A 22,902-nucleotide genomic window follows, 5' to 3' on the forward strand; every position below is an offset into this window, starting at 1 on the left:
CAATTTAAAAGAAGCATTACAAGAACGCATGAGGCTGTATGAAGAAGAACACCACCGGCAAGAGGAGTTTTCAGCCATGCGTTAGGGATTGCAGAGTAAAGCCCACAGCCTTTAGGCGAGGACTTGAAACGTAAAGCCCGACCGTCCCACGGGAACGCCCAAAAGAAAAAAAATCCCCCGAACATTCATCCGGGGGACATTCAGGTCGTCACGTCAAATAATCCGATATTCGTAGACCCGGAACGGGGCATTGAAAGCACTCTTGGAGTTTTTCATTTGTCAACAGGTTATTATCTTTGGATAGGTAGCTTTTTGACTTTGCTATTGGGCGAAATCGCATTGTTTGTATTAAAAAACAAAATAGGATGACTCACTATAATCTACTTCGTATTTTTCCATAAATGCAATCCTTGCCAAAAAGCAGTTTGTTCGGGTGGTTGTTTGGGCGTTCCCCCTTCGGGTCGGGCTTTCCGCTACAAGTCCTCGCTATGCTGTGGCTTTTCCCCTGCAATCCCTAACGTGGGTGAAAGGGTTTTCACTATCTTGCGCTTGCACTTTGACACACGGGGCTTCGGCTGTTCGCCGAAACTTCCCGCGCCCCGTCCCGCCCGAAAGAGTTCCCCGGCGTTTGTCCGGCAGCCGACATTATTCAAGGTAGTATTCTATAATATCTTTTATCAGTAGCTCTTCTCCTTGTTTCCATAATTTCCAGCCTTGTTCACTCTTTATTGTATCGCCTTGTACCTCAAACGGTTTTCGGACTTCTGTATTGTCCTTGAAGCAGACTACCGTCACCATGCGAAGATAGTCTTCCCAAGAGATATAGTAGGTGTCAAAGTCATGCGTTCTTTTCGCTGGAATACCATTTATCCGCATGAGGCTGCGGTTGCGTTGCATCCTGTTTCCATGCATCATAATCTGCCCAGATGAACAGTTGATCCATGCCGTTTTTCCGCTTTCCTCGTTCAGTACAATTTCAGCCCTTCCCGCCATTAAGCCCAACACTCTAAAACGGAGCATGGGAAAAGTGTAGGTCAGACTTGCCGTCTCTTCTAAGTATTCATGTATGTTGCTTCCGGATCTCCATGCCAAGGGCATTAACGTATCTGATTCCGAAGAGTAACGATAGTAATATCTGCCATCTTTGCATGAAGCGTTATTCTGTCCGTCCTGCCATTCCTGCGGATTGTCATCCTTCCTTTTCCGCTCGGCAATATCCTTGTCAAACGGATACTGATGCAGTGCAATGCTATCTTCCGGCTCCTTGCACGTTGCTGTCCGGTATAATGGTATGACGGGGTTCTGCTCGGCTATGACCTCCATGAACCCAATACCCAAAGGAGCATATAATCCATTCTTGCGTTGGAACTGGAAATGATTGCCTTGTATGAAAAGGGAGGGAAAATCATCGGAAGCAATCCCCGTTATTATATCCGCTTCGCCAATAACATCCGCTGTCCGTTGGTCTTGTTTGCATGAAGATGTGCAGGCGGACTCATTGTCTGTCGGAGGCATAGGCGGCTTGCAACTCATGACCGATGCAGCCGTCAAAAGTAGTGTTATGATGACGGTTTTCATCTAAGTTTAAGCCCCACCTTCACCATGCCATGTGCAGGTTTGGGTATTATCTTGATAGTTATGCTGTATCCATTGCCCTGATTTCTCACCGTCGGTGTATTGTCCCTCAATGGTTATATAGGGTTTACCCTCCCATGTTGATTCCACACGATACGAACCGTCGAGTTTTCCATTACGGTAGTGGCATGTAGTCTTGCTGCGTATTGCGCGGCCGTCCTCGAAGATTTCCCATTCCTCGCCATCTTTTTTCCCGTCGATATAATGAGATTCAAAAATCTGCTTACCCGTCTTGTTGGCAAAGCGACGTTCCCGCCCGTTCTCCACACTCTGTTTGTACTCCTTTTCTATCTCTATTTTTCCGTTACGGAAATAGGTCTTTACAGTTCCGTCTATCTTGCCTTGTAGTATGGGTGTTTCCTTTCGAGGAGTAACGCCGTCTTGGTAGTATTCCGTGAATGTACCGTTACGCTTGCCCTTGACATATATGCCCGACTCACGCAATACCCCGTCACGGTAGCGATGATAGTCACCGTTTATCATGCCGTCTGAAAGTTTCACGTGTTCTTCGTCAAGCCCTCGTATAATGCGATATTTTCCCTGCAACGGCCGTTTACTGTCTTTTTTATAATATACTGTGCGGTGTGCATCATCCGTCAGGGGCTGCAAATCATTCCATTCTACTGTTTGTTGTGCGGAAACCGTGCCGCAAAGCAACAAAAAAATGTATAGTATCAACATTCTATTCATATGTCGTATATTTTTATTTTTCGAGGTTGATAATGTTCTGTGGCAAACTGATTTTCAGGGGGGGGGCAAACCGCTTATTATATTTATTTTGAAGAAATTTCTCCATTCTTATAGCTTTGCTATAAAATAAAGCATTAATCCAACTATTATATTCACTCTTCAAGTTTACTTTTCACCAATTTCAGGAATTCCTCCTTAGTCATGAACCTGTCGAGAAAATCATTCAGTCGTCCCTCATTGGTTACTTCCGTGAAAAATTCCTCATGATCCGTACTCCAGATGACAGGATTCTCAGGGTCGTTATCTGACAGGCAGATGAGATAGTAATTGGGATAACCGTCCGTATAAAGCAGCTCTACAAAATCCGGAGTGGCACAATTTGAATACTTGATGATTTCACCCAGCTCTGCATTATCCGTAAACCAACCATTCCATTCTTCAAAATCCGATGTCCCTTTTTGGAATGGCGTAAATGGTCTGGCAACCCAAAACAGTTGGCGGCGAGGTTCTTCATCCAAGGTAAAGAACGTATCTGTCATTTCCTTATAGAACGCCTCCCTGTCAGAATTGAACAACTCCATATGCTCATCCACCCAATCGCCCAAACCTTCAATCGGCTCTGTATCTTCGGCAGCCAGCCAGGGCGTGTCCACCGGTTTAAGGAACAAGGCCGTATCGAATGTAATGGCACAGAGATCCTCTTTCAGTGAATTCCCTTTCAGGTTTGCTACGTTGCCGCCCAGTAGCCTGATTCTGTCTGTTATTTCCTTTTTCATGAGTGCCGTATAATTTTGTTATTATTTTTGTTTGAGATTCACATGCCCGGACAGCCATTGGAAATATTTCCAGTCTTCCTTGAAAATCTTTTCCCCTTCGAGCATATAGGCGCGGAGAAGAAATTCAGTTGCATTGGTTTCATCCTCCATTTCCAGATAGTTCTCGCCAAGGCGCAGCAGGATGAAAGGATTGTCTGTCTCTCCGATATTGTAGCATTTGCGGAAAAACTCCAGCGACTTGCCGTAGTTCCCCATCATGAAATGGGCGTCACCGATTGAGCCGGCGAGCCAGAGATATGCTTCCCAGTCTTCCTTCGGTTCAGGAAGGATGTCCAGTGCCTCTTGGAAACAGGAGATGGCTTTCGCGTAATCTTCGCTTTCCATCGCCTCATTTCCCGTTTCTGACAGTTCTTCGATTCTGTCGTACAGTTCATCTGAAAGTTCCATATTCCTCTATTTTTCTTTGATATTCTTTGATGCCCACATCCCGATATCCTGCTTGCTCAATGCCGCAGCCATCAGGTCGGGGAATTTGTCAGGCGTACAGGCAAATGTGGGAACACCCAGACCGGCAAGATACTCGGCATTACGCTTGTCGTAGCAGGGCGCCCCGTCATCGTTCAGGGCCGGAAGCACAATCAGCTGCACACCGCTGGCCACAATGGAGGCGAAACGCTTGCGCATCTCCTTCTCGTCACCGCCTTCATAGAGGTCGGTCACCAGTACCAGCACAGTGTCCTGCGGCCGTGTGATCACACCCTGACAGTAAGTCAGGGCCCTGGCTATGTCGGTTCCTCCGCCGAGCTGGACACCGAACAACAGGTCAACCGGGTCCTGCAGGTCATCGGTAAGGTCAACGACCGAAGTGTCGAACACCACCATACGCGTATTGACGGACGGCAGGGAGGCCAGTACCGAACCGAAGATGCCGGAATATACGACAGAGGTTCCCATCGAACCGCTCTGGTCGAGACAGAGAATGATGTCCTTCAGAGCCTTGCATTTTCTGCCGTAGCCTATCCTGACTTCCGGAATGACGGTCTTGTACTGGGGCTGGTAGTTCTTCAGGTTCTTTATGATGGTCGTCTTCCAGTCTATCTCGTTGTAACGGGGATTGCGCCTTCTCGCCGAACGGTTCAAAGCACCGGTGACGGCCTGCTGGGTCGGGGAAGAGAGCTTCCGCAGCAGGTCATCCACGACCTTGCGTACAACCTGACGGGCCATGTCCTTGTTCTTTTCGGGAATGGCCCTGCCGAGTGACATCAGTGTAGCTACCAGATGTACGTCAGGGACAACTGTTGCCAGCATCTCCTTCTCGGTAAGCAGCGAATCGATATGCAGACGCTTGATGGCATCCCTCTGGATGACCTGCACGACGGTCTGTGGGAAAAACTCCCGGATATCGCCAAGCCAGCGGCTTACCTTTGGGGCCGACGACCCGAGTCCGCCGCGGCGGTCACTGTCATAGACGGCTTCCAGCGAACTGTCAAGGCGCTGTTCTTCCACCGTCAGCGTTACACCCGTCCCGTCAGCGGCATTCCCGCCGAGAGCCATACGCCATCTTTTCAAATATTCTGTTTCCATGTTCTGTTCCTTTTTTATCCGATTCCCAGAAGTCTGCCGAGCAGGGGTATTACTTTGGATGCATCCCCGTCATTGCAGGAATGTTCCCCGGAGGCGATTCCGGTATCGGTTCCGTTCAATTCGAATCCTTTGGCCTTCTCGCCGAGTTTGCGGCGCTCGGCTGTAGTGAAATTGCTGAATGTACGTCTGATCACCGGCAGCAGTTCTATGAAATTTGCGTCGCTCAAACCGCAGAGCCAGCCGTTCACGAGCTGCCACAGGTTGTCGTCCAGCAGCAGTACCGAACCTGATGCACGCAGGAATCCCTCAAACCAGTATGCGATGTCGGAAGGTGCGTTGCCCACCGATGAATAGAAGCTCAAGGTGTCACGCATCTCTTCACGCGATATCCTGCCCTTGTCGTAGAGTATGCGTGCCGCGTACCCGGAGAGCAGCGGATGCGCTCCTGATGAATTGCGGATCTGCTGCACGAACCCATACCACATGCCGTTCAGCTCTTCGTCATCAAGCGTGGATACGGCATAGTTGGTAGCCGACAGGTGTTCAAGAAGTTCTCCGGCTGCCTCCTCGTCGATGTTGATGCAGACGAGCAGACCTCCTGCAAGGATACGTGCCACCATGGCCCGGAGCATGTTGCCCACCTTGCTGAAATCCAGATTGCGGACATCGCCGTAACGGACGATGTTCACCAGGTCGGGAACCGCTTCCATCATCTCCACAATGTCTGTGGATGCCGCCGACAGACGGTCAAGACGGATGGTCATCGCTTCCACAAGCTCCGGAAGGTTGGCCGGAATGACCCGGTCAAGAAGTCCCGTCAGTTCGGGGATTCTGGTGATTCCGGTCATGCGGTCGGAGACGTACTTCTGCACGGCTTCCTCCACGGTATTGCCCCAGACTGCCCGTTCTATGATGCAGACAATCTGTTCCGGTCTATGGTAAAGACTCCATTTTTCCTTGAAAGTACCCTTGCCGCCTGCGGTTTCCGGCTTGGCCCAGTCTATGTCAAGCAGGGCCAGGCGGTGGAAGAACAGGCTGCGTTCCAGGTCGGTCTCCTTGCGCAGGTCAAGTGTCATCTCCTTTATTTCCGCCGTGAAAGGAACACGCAAGCGTTTCTGCTGCCGTTCCACGTCAATCAGGAGAGGGACTTTGGGTACCGCTTCCGGCACTTTGCCCAGACAGTTGCCCACGATGAGCGATTCCCTGACGAGCTGCAGCAGCATATCGTCCCCGAAGCCCATTACGGTGGTCACCGCCTCGTTGTATTCCTCAAGCGTCGGGGCGGGCAATCCACGCAACGCAGCTGTCGTCTGCGCCAGACGGACTGTCTCGATTACGTGGGCCACCGAGATGTCCATGTCCTTCTTCCTCAGAAGGGCCGCTATACGGCTGACCCACCAGGTGCCGTCATCTTCCGGATGATGCCACAGGTAATGATACCATCCCGGAGAGTCTATGCCGGCCCCGTAACCGCTGCGGAAGGTGAGCCTGTCATACGTCCACGGAATCCACGTGCATTCCGCCTTTACCTTCGGGAGCCCTTTCAGCAGCTCGTTGTCATCCTTCACCTTCGGCATATTCTCCAGTGCCGGGACATGCCATGCCCCGCAGATTACGGCTATGCACCCGAAAGGTTCCTTCTGGGCCGCTCGTATCATGCGACGCATCCACGCTTCACGGACAAGGTTCCTGCGGGAGGTATGTTCCGGGAGGGCTTCCCTGAGCGCGGTCACAGCTTCCTTGACGGCCTCGAAGATGCCGCTGCCGTCTCTGCGCTGTTCTATGTTCATGTTCCACCACGATTCACCGTCAGTATAGCCGGCAGCTTCTGCCAGCAGGTCAAACGGATCACCCGGCTGTTTAATAGCTTCATCATCCGCTTCTACAGGCTCGTTGCCATCCTTCCTTTCCGCTTCGAAGGCAAGGGAATGGGCAAGCGGGAGATCGAAGAAGCGTAAGGTGACATTCTCCCGGAGAGCATAGCGCAAAGCCTGCCATTCCGGCGAGAAGTCGGCAAACGGATAGAATACGGCATTCTGCGGCACATCGGGTTGATAGCCGAGCAGGGCTACCGGAGGCTTCATCTGCCCGTAGGAGACGAACGGCATGAGAGCCTCGGCCTCCGCCGGTCCCTCAAGCAGTATGAGGTCGGGACGGATACGCTCAAGTTCCTGCAGGATGTTCCGGCAGGAGCCCGGCCCGTGATGACGTATTCCCAATAGATGAATGTCTGTCATATTACTTGTCTCATGCAAAATACGTCAATCAAATCATATCTCTTGAAGCCCTGTAGATGTCTTTCCAGCCCTCACGGTTCTTGACCACTGTCTCCATGTATTCCTGCCATACCACTTTGTCCTGTACAGGGTCTTTCACCACGGCACCGAGGATGCCTGAAACGAGGTCCTCCGCATGGATCTGGCCGTCACCGAAATAGCCGGCCATGGCAAGGCCGTTGTTCACCACGGATATGGCTTCTGCCGTACTCAGTGTGCCGCTCGGGCTCTTGAGCTTCGTCTTGCCGTCGCCGGTGGCTCCCTGACGCAGCTCACGGAAAATGGTGACGACACGACGGATTTCATCAAGGGCAGGTTTCTCTGCCGGCAGCTGCATCACTTTCTCGAAGCTCTCCACGCGGCGGCGGACAATGTCAACTTCTTCCTCAAGCGTGTCGGGCAACGGGAGGATGACCGTGTTGAAACGGCGTTTCAGTGCGCTTGAAAGGTCATTCACACCTTTATCCCTATTGTTGGCCGTGGCTATGATGTTGAATCCGCGGATGGCCTGCACCTCCTTGTTCAGCTCGGGGATGGGCAGGGTCTTCTCCGAAAGGATGGTGATGAGCGTATCCTGCACGTCAGAACCGATACGGGTAAGCTCCTCAATGCGGCCGATCTTGCCTTCCTGCATCGCCTTCATCACCGGGGTCTGTACCAGGGCACCCTCACTCGGCCCCTCGGCGAGAAGACGGGCATAGTTCCAGCCATAGCGGATGGCCTCTTCTCCCGTTCCGGCGGTACCCTGTACTATCAGCGTCGAATCGCCTGATATGGCTGCCGCCATGTGCTCGCTGACCCAGCTCTTGGCCGTACCGGGAAGACCGTACAGAAGCAGCGCCCGGTCGGTGACAAGGGTGGCCACGGCAATCTCCATCAGGCGGCGGTTGCCTATGTATTTCGGTGAAACCTCAAAACCGTTCTTCAGTATCCCTCCCATGAGGTAGGTGACCACGGATTGGGGTGACATCTCCCAGTTTTCGGGAATCGGGTTGGTCTCGTTCTTTTTCAGTTCATGAAGTTCCTCTGCAAACTGTTGCTCGGCATGTTGTCTCAGTAAAGTGCTCATATGAATATCAATATTTATTTTTCATTTAACAAAGTGTCTATTTCAGATTTAAGATCCATGAATTCCAGCATCTTCGAGCAGAACTCGTTCATGGACGGCGAAGCCTCCGCCGAAGAGGCGGCCTTGGCCTTGATCAGGTTCCTTAGATGTGACGGGATATGCATGGCAAGCCGTTCCGCCATGTCTGCGGCATAGTACAGGTAATCCTTTTTCAGAATCCAAGACATGACGCTGGAAGAGAATTTCGGGCCCCATGCCTCGTAGTCGTTGCCGTACCATGAGTCGGGTATGAATCCGAAATCCCGGACCGTTTCCGGCCAGCTGATTTCCTCCCGCTGGGAGGGAGTGAGCATCGCCACGAGTTCCGGCTTGCGCAGATAGGAAGGGTCTTCCTTCAGGGTGTGGAAAGCCCACAGCCCGTCCGAGAAGTTGAGTATCGGGTCCTCCAGCTCCAGGAACTTCCTGAAAGGGGGATGCTTGGCGAATTTTCTCGCGGCCTCTTCCTTACCGCAGCCATATACCTCGCACCAGAAACTCAAAGGCACCCGTTCGGCGAGCTGCCTCAGGATGAATTCGGAATCGCCCTCTTTCTTGTTGGAGCTTACCTCGGACAGCCCCATGGCCTTCATCTCCGGGGTGTATCCGATCTCGTCGTATGACCATCCGGTAAGCATGTTGTGTCTGATATGTCCACGCAGGAGTTCGCAGCAGCGCATCACCATGGCTGAATCGGGAATCATGCACAGAAGTTTCCGTGCCGTTTCCTTGACAATGGAGCTGCGGTCCGACTCCAGCACTTCCTGTATGAAGAGCTCGTCGGCCTTGCTGATGTTTATCCGGAGACATTCAAGCAGCTCGTTGCGCTGGTTGGCCGGTTCGCTCTTCCAGTCTTTCCGCAGCAGTTCAAGGGCTGCGGCAGAATCCTGCTGCCTGAATCTGGCAAGCATCTCCTTACGCTCGCCGTGGGTGGCCGTATCCCAAGAATCGGTGATCCCGCATTCCTCTCCGACAAGGCCCATCTGCCTGATCAGCCATAAGCCTCTGTTCCCGACGAGATTTTTCAGCAGCCTGCGTTCTTCAAACCGCAACGGATTGTTGCGGTCATAGGCACGCCGGATAAGCGGCTGGAGGTATTCGGGCGAAATGATTTTTCCCGACCCCTGCGTCAGACGGTAGGCGTAGGCTAGCATATAGCGTGTACCGTGGAGTCTGGAAAAGAGTTGACTCCGGTCCTTGTCGAAATACGGCAGTTCCTCTTCCGGGGCTGTTTTCACGGGGACAATGCCTTCCGCTCCGGCCGGTTCCCATCCGGCACGCCTGTAGGCGAAGGCGGATGCGGCTGTCATGTACAGGAACGATTCCGTGTCTTTGGCTTTCCCGTGGATCCCGTCAACCAGAGTCTGAAGGGACTCGGGAAAGGCTCCGGGAACGAATTCACGGTTGGCTGTTCCAAGCAGTGCAGCCTGTATGATAGGTTCAGTTACGTTCATCTCTCCAAGTATGATATTCTTTGTTGTACCAAATGGATTTCAGTTCCCATATATCCCCGTTTACAATGACCAGCGAGGCGAACGGATTGCCGCCGGTAATGGCGAGGATGTCGATGAAGGTTTCCTCGGGCATCGCCACACGGACGGCATTGCCCGCGTTGTCCAGCAGCGTGTAGTCTTTCCCGTTACGGGCAACCCTCACGTCATCCACAAGCAGGGGGACGTCCTCGAAAAACGGATTCGTCAGCATGGCCGTGCGGTACACCGCGGCAGCCTGCTTCAGGTTAGGGCTGCACGCCGGCACAAAGTTTTCTTCCGCGAGTACGGACTCCCGGAACAATGCACGCCGGCATGTACCCGTGCCGTTGTAAAAGCATAGCGCCCCTTTATAGGCACTGCCCGGAATCCAGTTCTCGGTGGAAAAGGTACCGGCAACGGCAAAACTCAGGTATCTGGCGAAAAGTCTGCTTTCCTTTCCGTAAAACCAGTAGATGTCGGTATTGATATCGTTGACTTTACGGGACTGCTTGTGAAGCACGAGCCAGCTGTCCGCCACCGGCTCTCCGGCAAGGACGTTGTCCTTGGACTGGGGATATCCGATCTGCGTGCGTATCTCGTCCTTCCATTCTTCGGGAAGGCCGTCCATGTTTCTGTAGCTCTGCATGAGCAGGTACAGCCTGCCCATGCTTTCCGTCAGGTCGGATTTCCAGCTTTCCGAGTCGAAGTCTATAGCCTCCATGGCTCTCAGTCTCCCCGCAAGTCCCGGTGCCTGGGCATCCACCATCCTCCGGGCCATGTTGTCAAACAGGGTATAGGCACGTTCCGGAACATTCAGGAATCCGTTGCGCACCAGGTCCTTCATCCATACCTCAAGGTCGGATATGCCTCCCAGTACCTTCTGGTGCCGCTTCTCCTGCCTCTTGGCCTGAGCCGCTTCATCCACAGGGGTTTCGCTTTTGGCTTTCTGCTCCTTCTTTTCGGCCTTCTCCGTTCTTTTGGCAAGCCACGCCGTCACCCATTCCGGCTCTTCCGCCTGCGTGAACTGGTCAGGCTGGCGGGCGTACAGCAACAGCAGGCCAAGCCCATGCTTGCACGGGAATTTGCGGCTCGGGCAGGAACACTTGAACGCAATGTCATTCAAGTCTATCACCGTCTGGTAGGGATTCTTTCCGCTTCCCTGGCAATGACCCCAGACGGCACGTCCGCTGCATTCCTTCAGTACCCATTTGCTCAAGGTCGCAAGTCCTTTGCCGGCCTTTACAGATGAGTCGTCGGGAGCGAGCTGCAATATCTGTTCTTCTGTCAAGTTCAATGGCATACGCAACAAGTTAATTGGTCATTGGTAAATCATTCCCTGTTCCCGGCTGCATATTCTCCCGTGTTGATGTCAAGTACGGGACGCTTGGGCTGTATCAGCGCGTCTTCGTATTGGCATTTCCACTGGATGCTGCGGTCCATATCACCGTCTTTGATTCCATCGATGGTTTCTCCCGAATCTATTTCGTTGCCGCTTGTAAGCAGATAGGAAGCCACGTTGTAGGCATGGTTCACTATCCAGTTCGGATCAAGTCCGCGGAAGTGGTACTGCAGGTCAGGCAGGAACAGCGTGTTCATCCCGAGTGTATCGACCAGCATGTCGTCGGAACCCTGAATCGTGAAGAAACGGACGTTTACGGCATAGCGGATGAACCGGTCAGGACCTTCTATCTGATTGCCGCGGATTTCCTCCGCCTCGAACAGTTTCCCGCTGCCGCTGAAGAAGAACGCTTCGCAGGACGGGAACAGTTCGGCGAGCGCTTCAAGGTAGTCCATTTCCAGATTGGCACGTTCCAGAGAAGACAGGCCGCGGGCAAGGAAGTCCGTAGCGAGCATACTGTACCGGCATTCCTCAAGGATACGGTCACGGCTTTCCTGGCAGTCCCACATCTGGCTCCGGGTGAAGTCGTCCACGGTCTTTCCGTCAAAGTCCATGCACGAAGTCATCAGGAACTGCACGGGTGCTTTCCCGTCCTCAAACTCCACCATGTGGTCCAAAGCTGTGATGAAGACAGACTTGTCATCACCTTCGCGGCATTCTACATTGCCGAAATGCTTCCGGCATACATCAGCCACCCTCTGCGTATCCGGCAATTCAACCGGTTCCTTGAACAGAAGGTTTATAAGTAAAGGTCCTCCGGGCTGCAGTTCCTTTGTATTTAGGTCTTGTTGAAATACTTGATTCATATTGAAATGCTTTTGAATGTGAAAGAATCGGTTAATCCCACCAGAAATACCATATTCTGGATTGACGCAACGTGTCGGCAAGACTGCCTATGCCGTCACAGCTCTGGTCCATATCCGGACAGAAAGCATATTGCTGTATTGCGGCTTCCATTGCTCTGTCTTCCGGAACGGGAGCTGGAAGTTCATACTCCAGCTGGTCGCTGGTAAAGGTTCCCGGAACAGCACCGTATTCCTCGTACCAATACTTTGAGATGGCCATCAGTTCGGGGTTTGCAGGACAGTCGTTCCAGTTGCCGAATGGCAGGTACGCGAATATTTTCCACGGCTCCGTGACCGGAATACGGGCAAGGATCAGCGGATGCGTCATGTTCGTATCGGTATTCCAGTAGCTCGAATAACGGTTGTTGTCGAATCCGCCTTCAGGCTCTTCATCAATATCATCGTTGTCCTGCCCGGTCAGCTTGTCAAGGATGGATTTCCCGTCCATGACAGGAGCCTCAAGCAGCCTTCTGCGGAATTCATTGACTTTTTCCCGGTTGAATGTGTAATCATCCGAGCTTTCGCTGTCAGGATCCGAGTTCCCGATTATGTTTTCCCACAAACCTTCATCGACATTGACCAGAACGGGGATGAAGCCTTCCCGCACGCCGAGCCGTTGGGCATAGGTATAGGCTGACATGATAGGGTCATCGTCACTCATGGATGGGAAATAGGTGCATTCACAATCAAGATAATCCATGAAGGCACGGGCCAGTTCGTCTGGCTCAACGGTATCTTTGTCTATATGCAGCCCCTGCCAGTTGGCGAAGCGTCTGTCTATGCGTTGTGACATTGCCTGGTAATAATCCTCGTCATACGGGACAAACAGGTATGCTTCCTCTTTGAACTCATCGGAATGATACCTTTCCGGACCGAAATAATCCAGGGCGTGGTTGTCAATGTCTCCGGGATAAAATGGAGTTTCGTTGGCGCCATAGTAACTGCCATAATAGTAGTCGGCAAATGCACGGCCCTGTTTATTGAACAGGAATCTTGTAAGCTGCCCGTTCAGGTTGTCCTTTATGAACACCCTCAGGTCATCATCGGCCGAGCCGCTTTTGATCCGGGACACAAGGTCTCCGAACTGTTCAAGAAAATCATCCCTCATAAGGTCATTTACCATGCACCAGCGTAGATATATTGCCAGATGATTGTAGGCCGTAATTGTATCTAACGGCAGATCCTTCTCTTTGAACTTCTCCAGATGGCCTTCCGCATCGTCCATCACTTCATCCGTGTCATCCGGGAAATCGGGACCGCCATCGGCATCGTCTTCGCTGCCGTATGAGATTTTCAGAGTCACTTTGTCCGGAAGGGCAACACCCTGTCCACGTGTTATCCTATGTTTATCGACAGCAGAGAAGCCTATGGTTTCTCCGTCGTTGAGAACTGCATCGTATTCCAGAACATATCCTGCCATGCTGGCCAGGAAGTCTCTCACCTTTGACGGGTCGGCATCCACGTCAAGGACCTCCATTTCGTCCTTGCCGAAACACTCCATTCCATAGGTGTAGCCGCTGATTCCCTTTTCGGTACGGTAAAGCCCGAACCATATCCAGTTGTATATAGGCAGCGAATCCTCCTTCATCATTCCGGAAAAGCCTTCATAGAAACGGGGCTGGAAAACGACACCGCTGGTATAGATACCGGTTATATTCTTCTGGTGGCAGCAGACAGACAACAGCTTCACGTACAGTTTACCTCTTTCGATCAGGGACTCCTCTTTGCCGATAACGGCAACCATGATGTGGGCCTTATGCTCTTTGGCTGTTTTTTCGGCCTCCGACCACATGTAATTGTTCTTCGCGCATTCTTCGGCTTCGCCATTAGGTACGGGGGCAGGCATCAGGCTTACCGCCGCCATCATGTCACCCACGTCGAAGACCAGTGACTCGGGGTTCCGTTCCTCGTCAGATTTCTCTTCAGCGGTGATGTCCCACTGTTCTTTCAGATCTCTGATGTATTTTTCCTTGTCCCAGCTGTTGTCGGAGAGCAAGGCGAATCCCACGAATGTGCCGGCCTTTTTCTCACGTTCCTCGGCCTGCTTTGCCTGTTCCATCCAGTAGGAACGCACCATCTCGACAAGGGCCGTAGCATCCTTGACAGCCGTCTTTTCGTCATAGGGTTCCATCTCACTGAAGGTATGGCCGCAGTCTGACAAGCTGTCTCCTTCGTATCCACCATTCACGCCCAGCAGCCATTCACTGTCCTTGGTATCCTTGTATTTGAAAATGTAGTAGGTCATATCGTGCAGTACGAATGTTCCCGTACACTCGATCTCCGCTGGCTTATGTCCCAACTCCTGCGAGTGCGAGAGCCAGGCTATCATTGCAGCCAGAGCTGCTTCTTTCTGTCTGTTGTCCATATTCTTATCCCTTAGTTCGATATTTTCAGTCTCTCTTGTTTCAATATGCGTGTTGCTTGTGGCGCATGGCTCCACTGTATCGGATTCCTTCACGTTTGAACTGTTCTCCCGCTTCGAAATCTCCTCCATACACTCTTCGATGACTTCCTTGGCACTGCTGTCCTCCGGATCAAGTTCCGCCCAGCGTTTGGCATATTCTATCGCTTTTTCTTCTTGTCTCATAAGATATTGGTATGCGTATGCCATACGCATGTTCCAGTTCGCATTTTTCTCACCTTCGTCACGCACGGTCTCCATAAGTCTTATTGCCTTTAGTAGAACTCTGTCTCCTTTCCAGCGTTCTGTTCCTTCATCATTGTCACCGATAATGGCATAATTCTCATATGCACTTACAAGCAACATTTTTATCCTGTAGTCTTGTTGCTCTTCAGGTATTGCCTCCAAAGCCCTGATAGACTTCGTGTATTCGTCCTTCTCATTCCACTCTTCTATCTGACTGAAGAATGTATCATCTCCCGGACTGTACGAAATGCCATCAGGACTTTCTCCTTTCCATGGTTCGCTGTCTGAAAGTCTACATAACTGACCCTGCCTACAGAATTCGGAAAGGTAGAAAGAATACTCAGGATACTCATCAAGCAAAGGAAGCAAAGTTGAGATAAATACTTGCTGGTTATAGACAAACAGGTCGATATAGCTGTATTCCGTTCCGGTTGCACCCCCTGTTATCACACCGAGATTGCCCGGTTCAAGAATCTCTTCTGTTATCCTGTCTTCAAGATCATGACGGAAGTTCAATATATTATCTTCGCCAGCACCATTCTGGAAGACTATGTAAAGAGCTTGTGCACCGAAACCGTTGGCATGGTCAAATATCTCGGTTGAACCATGATAATAGTCAGCTACGATGGAGCTCAGACAGGTAGATCCTACTATCACATCGAAGCGCAGTTCATCACTTTCCTTCGGGGTCAGTTGATATCCCGTATAAACGTCCTTCGGATTCTCGAAGAATTCATGGCCGTGGGATTTCACGGTTTCCTCTATGTGCTGTCTCAACCCGGACAAGGCAATCATGCCTTCCTCAATGCCTGACGCTCTTTCTATACCATTGACATATTTGAATGAGACACCTTCTCCCAGTACAAGTTCCAAAATGACATGAAAGTTTCCGTCACTATTTTCTTCCGGTAAGGCACAAAGATTTTTGTCGTAATACCTGATGTTGAAGTTTTCTCTTTTTTCGTCATAGGATGCTTTTACCATGATCTTGCCCATATCGACATCGGTATCGTGTACACGGTATGCGAAAGACCCGACCTTGCCCGGGTTGAAGGGGAAGAACTTCCATTTGCCTTTCAGACACTCCGGCATACAGGATATGATGTAAGGATAGATGATGAAGAGATCCGGCCATCCTTCGACCGAGAACGTGAACTCATGGTCACCTCCGATATTGAAGTGCATGTCTTCCGATATCAGATTGGTTCCTTTACTGATAAACTCCATGAAGGCATCAGCTTCCTCCATGGATTTCGGATTCATCATGCCAGACAGCTTTTCTTCGTTTTCTACAAACCAGTTCCAGAATTCTTTCACTCGTCTGGTTAACGGCAAGTGCATATTGCACTGACGGATGATACTCAGGGTGTATTCATCTTCCGGATTAAGTTCCCTTGCCTTGCTGAAATAATCCAGGGCCTCCCGATAATTGTTCAGAAAATACTGGGCATATCCCATTCTGAAATTCCACCGTTCATCTTCAGCGCCTTCCTCCCTGACGGATTCGAGCAGTTCCGCGGCTTTGGCATATTCCTCAATATTGTTGTACGCCCTTGCAAGAAAGCCGGTCGTTTCAAAATCCCGTTCGGCTTCCGGAATCTGTTCCAGTGCATCGATGATTTCCTGATGCTTTTCGGCCTTGTGCCATTCGTCTATCTGCTCCATCAATTCGTCATTCATGTTCTCTCCGGTATATATGATTTGCTTTTTTTCCGGTTCTATAGGCTGGTCTGCAACCAAAGTCGGGAGGAATTCACTTGAAAGTTTTTTCAGGTCCTCTAACCGGGAGGCACACAACGTGAAGAGGGTGTACTGGTTGGGACACAGTGCATGACAGCTGTAAACGGGATAAGGTTCTTCATCCTCTGAATCTTGGTCGATACCCATGTCATAGAGGCGGTATTTTCCGCCGTCAAATTCCCTTTCTTCAATCATTTCCTCTTCCACATCAAGGAAATCCGGCTCACCATCGGTAGAGTATCCGGTGCATCTAACCGTGTGCCAGTTGTCTGCAGCCGCATCATAATAGACGAGGGTGCCTTCATCCGTATCTTCGAGATAGCTGCCCGGTAGGCTGAACCTGATCTTCCCGACCTTATGGTTGACAATTCCGCGCCGGTAGCCGATGGCAAATTCCGTTTCGTAGGGCGGTATCCCGTCAGTCGGGACAGGAACACAACCATGGAGTCTGCAAAGTTCCTCGTATTCCTTTTTGGGGAAAGGAAGAGACGGGTCAAGTGATGCTGTCGTTTCCAGCTCGCTTATGATGTACCCGTTGATACGGGCATCTTCTTCACTTCTTTCTGACGGCATGAAATAGCAGTCCTCCCACATGGCATTCAGGGCCATGCCTCTATGAAAACGTGCATCACGTTCCGAATTGTTCCAGATGAAGAAATCATCGGCAAAAGATTCGATTCCTTCTTCCCGGATACGCCTAACGACCTCTGAAAGACAGAAAGAACCCAAAGGTGAAATGACAATGCCGTTGTCTGATTGAGGGTAATATTTATTGATATCCCAACAGAATAACAAAGACGTGCTGCCTTTGTCCTTCTGCTCCTGGATGATTTCAAACAGTTTGGCCAGCCACTTGTGAAAATGTTTCTTCTTCATGGCCTCAAAGTCCCTTTCCGTGTAATAGTCCGTCTCGTCTTCAACCTCAAACCGGGTACGGGTCGCCTGTTGAAGTCTGTCGATGAACTCTATTGCTGCCTTGTGGAAGCCGGGACCAAGCATGTTGGTCTGGCAGTCTCCGTTTACGGAAATGACGTTGTCTGTATTTCCTTCTCCCTCATGTTGATAATTTAGGAACAAGTCGCCCAGCCTGCAAAAACTTACCGTCGAAGATGATTCATCGTGCTCTGCATTATAACCGGACTCAACAGCCTGACTTTCTACAGTCTGTTGAAACTTTTCAATATCCTTGATTTTAGTGTGAATGGTGAATCCAAGTCCCATAATTTCATTATTTTGTTTATAAATGCAAGATACCGATTTTATTCCAACTGGTCACATTTAATTTGTTAATAATAACAGAAATTTGGCACTATTGTAATACAATACGCCTTCCACATGGAAATCCATGCTTTTAATCATAGTTTAGCAACATTTTGTCAGTTCACTACATTGGGGTACAAGTTCTTCCGTAACACAAAAAATCCCCCTCCCATGAAAATCATGAGGAATTTAAGCGCATTTGCAGCTTTGTGTCAGAGGATAGCAATGAATTCACTCATTCTTGTCATTCTGGCCCAGAAAGGCAAACTGAAGTCTCAGGATTTCATCCATCGGAACGACTTTTCGGACTCTGCTCTCCAGACTTTCCGCCTCAGCCCAAAGGAAAGGATAAAAAGCTACGCCCTCACTGCTCTTCAGTTTCGAAGCATCGTTCTGCCAGCCGTCCCATCTGTAATCGGTATAGAACTTATCCGTATCGCCATGCAGACACCAATAGACGAATTGTCCAAATTTTATCTCCATATCTTCCATCTCCAGACAGTCGGGGGCAAAATAGCCGATATTGCCGTCGTCAAGACAGATGAACAATCCTCCCAGTATGTCTTCGCCGATCACTATCTCGTTGAACGGGAACAGACTGTTTCTAGTGACAAAGTTTAGTTCTCCCGAACCGTACAGCCTTATCCAGTTGTCAATGACTATACCACCTGTGTTTTCAAGGATTGCAGCCATCAGGCTACCGCTCTTGATCCGGTACTTCTCTTTCATTGCCTGCCTTGCTGCTTCATCCAGAGGCAGCACATTTATCGTTTTTGACGAACTTTTTATTTCATCAAGTATTCTCTGAAACATTTCATCGTTCATAGTCTTTATTTTTTTCTGCTTAAAATTCTACTTTTCATCATACTCATTCAAAATAAATTGCACATTTATCTTGAACGTTATACCCATAGCATTTGCCGGAGGCCGTTATTACTTTTTTCATGTTTCTGTAAATCTTAAAACTCCATATCCTCCGTCCATTCCAAAGAGTCCACCGGACAAAGCTCTACTTTCTTCATTTCGTACCAAACGGTCAGCAATATCCTAATGCTGTCAGGCGTATATCCCTTAACCCATGTACATTCTACAAATTTTCGTCTGCCGTCTCTGATTTCCTCGAATGTGGCATGGCTCAGCAACCCTACACGGAACTCTCCAGCCATGTCCTCCTTTCTTACTTGCATGGCATAGACTGGTTTCCCGTAGCGTGTCGTGCGCCCGTCTTGGTCGATCAGACGCTGCAAGACTTCATTGGGCGTTTCCTGACGGGCTACTATGGCAAAACGTAGTGAAAGGTAATCCCTCCACCTTTGCGGTACTTCAGTCCGCTCATTCTCCGGCGGCATTGTCTTGTCCGAAAAAGTGGGAAACACAATATTCGCCGCCACCACCATAGCCACGATAACTGCCCAATAGACTGCTATTGCTCGTTTCCAGTAACGGGGACGTTCACGGAGTTCCTGCCGGACTTCCTTGCATATCTTCTTGTCGTCAAAAAATCCCAGAGGGATGGCTGACAGCAGCACCGCCAGACTCGCCAGACCGTAGAAAACAACCTTTTGTGGCACGTTTACCAGATGTACATACCCGTCTTGTCCCCTTGCCGCCAGAAATGTGCCGGCCAACAGGACGAATTCCGGGAGGATGCTCAGGAAGTATATTCCGGCAGCAAATGCCTTTCGCTTCCTTTTATTGTTCCATTCCGTGAAATGCGCGTAGGAAATTTTATGCAGCATCACCAACAGGCGGAAAAAACGGCTGAATATGTTTCTTCTATTTGTCATTTGAGTATTTCAGTTATCCATTTCAGAGCAGTTCCTAATAAAACCATTGCGGGAATAAGAAGCAAATAGAGAGGGAAAAAGAACAGGTTGCGCCGGAAGGGACTGAACTTGCGTCCCGCATAATGCTGCATGACCGCTTTCCGCCGGGAAGGCGGGTATATTTTGCCGAACAGACGGTCTGTCATGAAGACAGAAACGGAGAACACGATTAGAAGAACGGCTCCAAACACCTCGAATGCCAAGTCATCCAGAAAATGACCGCCTATGGTCAGAACCGGCATGAATATAAAAAACGTGATACAGGCCCACAGCATATCACTCCCACGGGATTGTTTGAAACTGACCTTGTGATAATGCTCCCATGTTATTTCTCCCAACCAAAACAGATAGTCGAAGAAATAATAATGTCGTTCTTGCTCTTTATATTCCTGTTTCTTCATTCTAAACATAATGTTCGGCAGCCAATCGCTGTTTATGGCAATCTTTTCATTTCGCTCAATTACAAATATATATCATAAGGAAGAAACTTCAGAACATTCGGTCTTCCTTTTTTCTATGGTATGCTCAAAAGCATTTTTTGGGGATGCTTGTTTGGACGTTCTCCCTAAGGTCGGTGGAGCTGTCTCGCCCGAAAGTTTCCCGGCGTTTAATCGTTAGTTAGGGACAATAAAGCAAACCCCTATCCATAAATGACTATACAATTCCAACAACATCGAAGTAGTGTCAGTACAAAATGTACCAACAGTATTTTTCCGCTATACTTGAAACGATAGCAGGCAGATGCGACAAAGCCGATGGCACTCCAACCAATCGCCACCCGGCTTGTAAAGATATAGTTTTCGGAAGATTCATAGCTCCAACCTAATCCTTCACAACCTATCGGGTAAAGTTCCGGATGCTTTGAGAATTGTATAGAATCACTGACAACCATCCACAGCAATAGCAGACAGCATAGTCCCCACAATATCCTTAATACCAATCTTGATTTCATATTGTTTTGTTCATCATTTCAGGTTATCGTGAATGGTCTAGCTCGATGTACCAACCTTCCTTGATGGGCTTGTAAAGCGTGGTGTCGTTGTACGTCCTGCGGTAGATCTCGTTCAGGTCGCCATGTTCGGTGATACGGATATTCCGACGGCTTCTCAATCCGGGATCGTAAACGAAACTCTTGGACGTTCCTGCATCTACGATACCGTGGGAGTAGTACGGCATAAAAAGGCTCACATATACCGAATCTGCCGTTTCCCATTCCCTGCGATCAACAAGGATAAAACCGCATCCAATCTCTGATAACAGGGAGTCGAGTAGGATTCGGTCTGGCTTTAACAGCCCATATACCGGGAGGTCTTGTTCGTCATTTGATTCATAGGATGTATCACTTTGCTCCATTGAATCAAGTATAATGATCCCGTCAGGAGAAAACGGCGGGTAGTGAAAACTACCTTCTGAACTCTCTGACATGATTTCGTACACCTTGCGGAACGCCGCCTCGTGCGTGGCGAAGTGGCGTATCATTTCCTCGTCCGATGGCGGCATGGGTGGATCTCCGCAACTTGCAGCAAACAGGCTTGCTAAAAGCAGGATTATGATAGGTATTCTCATTTTCTTATTTATCTTATGTCTGACGGATAAATAGTCTTCAATGGTTCTGCCCTCTACTGGCGACCTTAGTTTCAATAATTATAGCCCCGTTGATTCCGGCTATACCATATTGGCAGTACGCCTGTTTGCCGTACAGTATCTTAATCTGTACATTTTCCACATTGTCCTTGATTATTTTATTCAACTTCCCAAACACTGCGGAATCTCTTACCATCGTACCGTCATAGATCCACAACAAATCCATTCCGTTTAATATGCCTTTCACTGTTTGTGCGCTGAAATATGGGCGATTATCCCCGGATATACGTATCTCACTGTCTGAAATACGCTTCAGGTATTTCCCATCCAGCGAAGCGGATATTGGCAAATCTATGTCTATGCCTTTGGTAGCTGTCTGTTCGGCGTTTGGCATGCCGATACGTCGCAAACAACCGTCTTGTGCAATCACATAAAACAGCGTGTAAGGCGGAAATAACCCCATCCCCTTGACCTTTACGCGCAGCGTGTCTTCTTGCAGAAACAGACGGTGTGCCGGTTCTCCTTCCAATCTGTAAGAAATGAAGCCGCTATCAGGCATTTCCACACACCGGTTACACACTTGCGCATGGGTGCAAAGCACACTGCAAAACAGCAGAAGCAGAACCGTTATTTTCGTTTGTTTGACAGACCAACACATTCTTATTTTTTTTTACTTGATTCGGTATAATATCCGACGGATAGCTGACCGTTATCCGCATTTACATTTCATCAAAAATTGAATCTAAAAGACTATTCAATTCATCGTCTGTAAAATTGAAATTTTCTTGTTCAATTTTCATACTCTCGTATATTTCAGCCATTGCCTCGCCTTCGGTAGAGAAAAACTGGTCAGCTGATTTTATACCGTACTCGTCAACAAGCATTTTCCTAAATACTTGTTTAGCTTTTTCGATTTTACTTTCCATATCTATTTCCTTTGTTTATTGCGGATAATAAAACTATTATTAAGCCTTTATATCCCCTCAATTTTGCCGTCATTTTTATATTTCTTGTTTAATGTTCATATCTTATTTTCGACTCCAATATCCCAAAAACCTACTGAACAGTATCATCATAACCAGATACAATACTATTATACCATTTATCTCAACAAAAAGCACTAAGTCACCTGCCGTAGGAACACTTTCATACGTATTTTCGGTTAAATACTTGCCTTCATATCCTAAATAGATGAAATAATACTCGTATGTTTTATATACACCATTGAATAGCAATAGTATAATGGCAGACAATCTGAATTTATTATGACGCAGAAACAAGTGGAAGAAAAGGTCAAGAAATATGAATAATACGCAGATTACTACAAAACCAATCAACGCCATCAATCCGTCCACCGCGGCTCCCGGACCATCATTAACTTCAGTTATGCTCATTAATTGGTTGGGCTCCATCAAGACAAGAGCAAACATAAGTAAGTATATTACCCATGCAATCAGTTGTCCAACTTTTATTTTAGCTATCTTCATTATGGTTTATCGTATATGCGGATAATGTTTGGCGGACAATCAATCTTTTAGAGAGATTTATCTGCTTGTTATAAACCTATTTGAAATTTGTCAGTATATCATTCTTTTTATTGGAAGACAACATTTCCAATAAATGATTGAAGCTATCGCAAACAAATTCTGCCGAATCTTCAAATTCAGGTTCAACTCCATAATAGATTTTACCGTAATTTTCCGGAGATAAATCTATGCACAAATATTGGTATCCGTCTTTTACTGACATAAGAATAGGAATATGGCTATCCCAAAACAGGCGAATCATATCGCAGGATTCCTTATCATCTGCCAACGCCTCAAGTCCCATCAGCTCAAATTCATTCCAACGGAATCCGCTATCGCTTTCTCCGTTAAAGTCCTCTATGGAATTAAACCATACATTATCACTTTCATTCGTGATTGTCTGAAACCGTTGTAAAAACTCCTGATAGTCCGCAGGAAGTTCGGAATACCGATTTTGTAAATCAGAGCTTAATTCTTTTCTTTCCAATCGTTCTGTAACGACGAATCCTATATTTTTCAGTGCTTCAATCATATTTT

The 22,902-nt window shown here is 48.8% G+C and carries 20 protein-coding genes; all 20 read right to left on the reverse strand.

Annotated features, from left to right (window positions below):
• Positions 1 to 645 precede the first annotated feature (645 nt).
• Positions 646 to 1,578, reverse strand: coding sequence for a hypothetical protein (locus DWZ47_RS26095; protein WP_117515197.1), 933 nt, complete (start codon positions 1,576 to 1,578; stop codon positions 646 to 648).
• A gap of 6 nt (positions 1,579 to 1,584) precedes the next feature.
• Positions 1,585 to 2,325, reverse strand: coding sequence for a toxin-antitoxin system YwqK family antitoxin (locus DWZ47_RS26100; protein ID WP_004328512.1), 741 nt, complete (start codon positions 2,323 to 2,325; stop codon positions 1,585 to 1,587).
• Between the two features lie 152 nt (positions 2,326 to 2,477).
• A complete protein-coding gene (locus DWZ47_RS26105) occupies positions 2,478 to 3,101 on the reverse strand; it encodes a hypothetical protein (RefSeq protein WP_117515199.1) in 624 nt (207 codons plus the stop codon).
• Positions 3,102 to 3,122: 21 nt separating this feature from the next.
• Complete coding sequence (locus DWZ47_RS26110) at positions 3,123 to 3,548, reverse strand: tetratricopeptide repeat protein (RefSeq protein ID WP_117515201.1); 426 nt, start codon at positions 3,546 to 3,548, stop codon at positions 3,123 to 3,125.
• Between the two features lie 6 nt (positions 3,549 to 3,554).
• A complete protein-coding gene (locus DWZ47_RS26115) occupies positions 3,555 to 4,685 on the reverse strand; it encodes a vWA domain-containing protein (RefSeq protein WP_004328515.1) in 1,131 nt (376 codons plus the stop codon).
• Between the two features lie 14 nt (positions 4,686 to 4,699).
• Positions 4,700 to 6,922, reverse strand: coding sequence for a DUF5682 family protein (locus tag DWZ47_RS26120; RefSeq protein ID WP_004328516.1), 2,223 nt, complete (start codon positions 6,920 to 6,922; stop codon positions 4,700 to 4,702).
• 28 nt (positions 6,923 to 6,950) lie between these two features.
• Positions 6,951 to 8,030: an ATP-binding protein gene (locus DWZ47_RS26125; protein WP_004328517.1), complete on the reverse strand. Its 1,080-nt coding sequence runs from the start codon at positions 8,028 to 8,030 to the stop codon at positions 6,951 to 6,953.
• A gap of 14 nt (positions 8,031 to 8,044) precedes the next feature.
• Positions 8,045 to 9,520 (reverse strand): DUF5691 domain-containing protein, encoded by a 1,476-nt coding sequence (locus DWZ47_RS26130; protein ID WP_117515203.1) that lies wholly within the window; start codon positions 9,518 to 9,520, stop codon positions 8,045 to 8,047.
• Entirely contained in the window at positions 9,507 to 10,838 is a 1,332-nt protein-coding gene (locus DWZ47_RS26135) for an SWIM zinc finger domain-containing protein (RefSeq protein ID WP_004328519.1), read from the reverse strand. The genes DWZ47_RS26130 and DWZ47_RS26135 overlap by 14 nt, the downstream gene beginning before the upstream one ends.
• A 29-nt stretch (positions 10,839 to 10,867) precedes the next feature.
• Positions 10,868 to 11,743 carry a DUF4261 domain-containing protein gene (locus DWZ47_RS26140; RefSeq protein ID WP_009316579.1) on the reverse strand — a complete coding sequence of 292 codons (876 nt, stop codon included), beginning with the start codon at positions 11,741 to 11,743 and terminating at the stop codon, positions 10,868 to 10,870.
• A 31-nt stretch (positions 11,744 to 11,774) separates the two neighbouring features.
• Entirely contained in the window at positions 11,775 to 17,390 is a 5,616-nt protein-coding gene (locus tag DWZ47_RS26145; RefSeq protein WP_117515205.1) for a DUF4253 domain-containing protein, read from the reverse strand.
• A gap of 270 nt (positions 17,391 to 17,660) precedes the next feature.
• Entirely contained in the window at positions 17,661 to 18,254 is a 594-nt protein-coding gene (locus tag DWZ47_RS26150; protein WP_009316581.1) for a DUF2625 family protein, read from the reverse strand.
• 134 nt (positions 18,255 to 18,388) lie between these two features.
• Entirely contained in the window at positions 18,389 to 19,216 is an 828-nt protein-coding gene (locus tag DWZ47_RS26155) for a hypothetical protein (RefSeq protein ID WP_009316582.1), read from the reverse strand.
• Positions 19,213 to 19,656: a hypothetical protein gene (locus tag DWZ47_RS26160; protein WP_233525114.1), complete on the reverse strand. Its 444-nt coding sequence runs from the start codon at positions 19,654 to 19,656 to the stop codon at positions 19,213 to 19,215. The genes DWZ47_RS26155 and DWZ47_RS26160 overlap by 4 nt, the downstream gene beginning before the upstream one ends.
• 239 nt (positions 19,657 to 19,895) lie before the next feature.
• A complete protein-coding gene (locus DWZ47_RS26170) occupies positions 19,896 to 20,207 on the reverse strand; it encodes a hypothetical protein (protein ID WP_081032677.1) in 312 nt (103 codons plus the stop codon).
• Positions 20,208 to 20,230: 23 nt separating this feature from the next.
• Entirely contained in the window at positions 20,231 to 20,821 is a 591-nt protein-coding gene (locus tag DWZ47_RS26175; RefSeq protein ID WP_117515209.1) for a DUF4948 family protein, read from the reverse strand.
• A gap of 37 nt (positions 20,822 to 20,858) precedes the next feature.
• Positions 20,859 to 21,497: a hypothetical protein gene (locus DWZ47_RS26180; RefSeq protein ID WP_117515211.1), complete on the reverse strand. Its 639-nt coding sequence runs from the start codon at positions 21,495 to 21,497 to the stop codon at positions 20,859 to 20,861.
• 61 nt (positions 21,498 to 21,558) lie between these two features.
• The gene (locus tag DWZ47_RS26185) at positions 21,559 to 21,765 is read right to left on the reverse strand and encodes a hypothetical protein (RefSeq protein ID WP_222620284.1); all 207 of its coding nucleotides are present in this window, start codon (positions 21,763 to 21,765) and stop codon (positions 21,559 to 21,561) included.
• A gap of 102 nt (positions 21,766 to 21,867) precedes the next feature.
• The gene (locus tag DWZ47_RS26190) at positions 21,868 to 22,326 is read right to left on the reverse strand and encodes a hypothetical protein (protein ID WP_004328532.1); all 459 of its coding nucleotides are present in this window, start codon (positions 22,324 to 22,326) and stop codon (positions 21,868 to 21,870) included.
• 76 nt (positions 22,327 to 22,402) lie between these two features.
• Positions 22,403 to 22,897, reverse strand: a complete 495-nt coding sequence (locus DWZ47_RS26195; RefSeq protein WP_028728885.1) for an SMI1/KNR4 family protein — start codon at positions 22,895 to 22,897, stop codon at positions 22,403 to 22,405.
• Positions 22,898 to 22,902: the final 5 nt, after the last annotated feature.

This window comes from Bacteroides sp. AF32-8BH, assembly GCF_003435205.1.
GTDB classification, from domain to species: domain Bacteria; phylum Bacteroidota; class Bacteroidia; order Bacteroidales; family Bacteroidaceae; genus Bacteroides; species Bacteroides ovatus.

What these genes read in the sequence shown, in the direction of transcription:
- DWZ47_RS26095 (WP_117515197.1), bottom strand. Translation starts at nt 1,578, where the DNA reads ATGAAAACCGTCATCATAACACTACTTTTGACGGCTGCATCGGTCATG.
- DWZ47_RS26180 (WP_117515211.1), bottom strand. Translation starts at nt 21,497, where the DNA reads ATGTGTTGGTCTGTCAAACAAACGAAAATAACGGTTCTGCTTCTGCTG.
- DWZ47_RS26150 (WP_009316581.1), bottom strand. Translation starts at nt 18,254, where the DNA reads ATGAACGATGAAATGTTTCAGAGAATACTTGATGAAATAAAAAGTTCG.
- DWZ47_RS26160 (WP_233525114.1), bottom strand. Translation starts at nt 19,656, where the DNA reads ATGAAGAAACAGGAATATAAAGAGCAAGAACGACATTATTATTTCTTC.
- DWZ47_RS26175 (WP_117515209.1), bottom strand. Translation starts at nt 20,821, where the DNA reads ATGAGAATACCTATCATAATCCTGCTTTTAGCAAGCCTGTTTGCTGCA.
- DWZ47_RS26135 (WP_004328519.1), bottom strand. Translation starts at nt 10,838, where the DNA reads ATGCCATTGAACTTGACAGAAGAACAGATATTGCAGCTCGCTCCCGAC.
- DWZ47_RS26130 (WP_117515203.1), bottom strand. Translation starts at nt 9,520, where the DNA reads ATGAACGTAACTGAACCTATCATACAGGCTGCACTGCTTGGAACAGCC.
- DWZ47_RS26145 (WP_117515205.1), bottom strand. Translation starts at nt 17,390, where the DNA reads ATGGGACTTGGATTCACCATTCACACTAAAATCAAGGATATTGAAAAG.
- DWZ47_RS26120 (WP_004328516.1), bottom strand. Translation starts at nt 6,922, where the DNA reads ATGACAGACATTCATCTATTGGGAATACGTCATCACGGGCCGGGCTCC.
- DWZ47_RS26110 (WP_117515201.1), bottom strand. Translation starts at nt 3,548, where the DNA reads ATGGAACTTTCAGATGAACTGTACGACAGAATCGAAGAACTGTCAGAA.
- DWZ47_RS26170 (WP_081032677.1), bottom strand. Translation starts at nt 20,207, where the DNA reads ATGAAATCAAGATTGGTATTAAGGATATTGTGGGGACTATGCTGTCTG.
- DWZ47_RS26105 (WP_117515199.1), bottom strand. Translation starts at nt 3,101, where the DNA reads ATGAAAAAGGAAATAACAGACAGAATCAGGCTACTGGGCGGCAACGTA.
- DWZ47_RS26155 (WP_009316582.1), bottom strand. Translation starts at nt 19,216, where the DNA reads ATGACAAATAGAAGAAACATATTCAGCCGTTTTTTCCGCCTGTTGGTG.
- DWZ47_RS26100 (WP_004328512.1), bottom strand. Translation starts at nt 2,325, where the DNA reads ATGAATAGAATGTTGATACTATACATTTTTTTGTTGCTTTGCGGCACG.
- DWZ47_RS26125 (WP_004328517.1), bottom strand. Translation starts at nt 8,030, where the DNA reads ATGAGCACTTTACTGAGACAACATGCCGAGCAACAGTTTGCAGAGGAA.
- DWZ47_RS26185 (WP_222620284.1), bottom strand. Translation starts at nt 21,765, where the DNA reads ATGGAAAGTAAAATCGAAAAAGCTAAACAAGTATTTAGGAAAATGCTT.
- DWZ47_RS26195 (WP_028728885.1), bottom strand. Translation starts at nt 22,897, where the DNA reads ATGATTGAAGCACTGAAAAATATAGGATTCGTCGTTACAGAACGATTG.
- DWZ47_RS26115 (WP_004328515.1), bottom strand. Translation starts at nt 4,685, where the DNA reads ATGGAAACAGAATATTTGAAAAGATGGCGTATGGCTCTCGGCGGGAAT.
- DWZ47_RS26190 (WP_004328532.1), bottom strand. Translation starts at nt 22,326, where the DNA reads ATGAAGATAGCTAAAATAAAAGTTGGACAACTGATTGCATGGGTAATA.
- DWZ47_RS26140 (WP_009316579.1), bottom strand. Translation starts at nt 11,743, where the DNA reads ATGAATCAAGTATTTCAACAAGACCTAAATACAAAGGAACTGCAGCCC.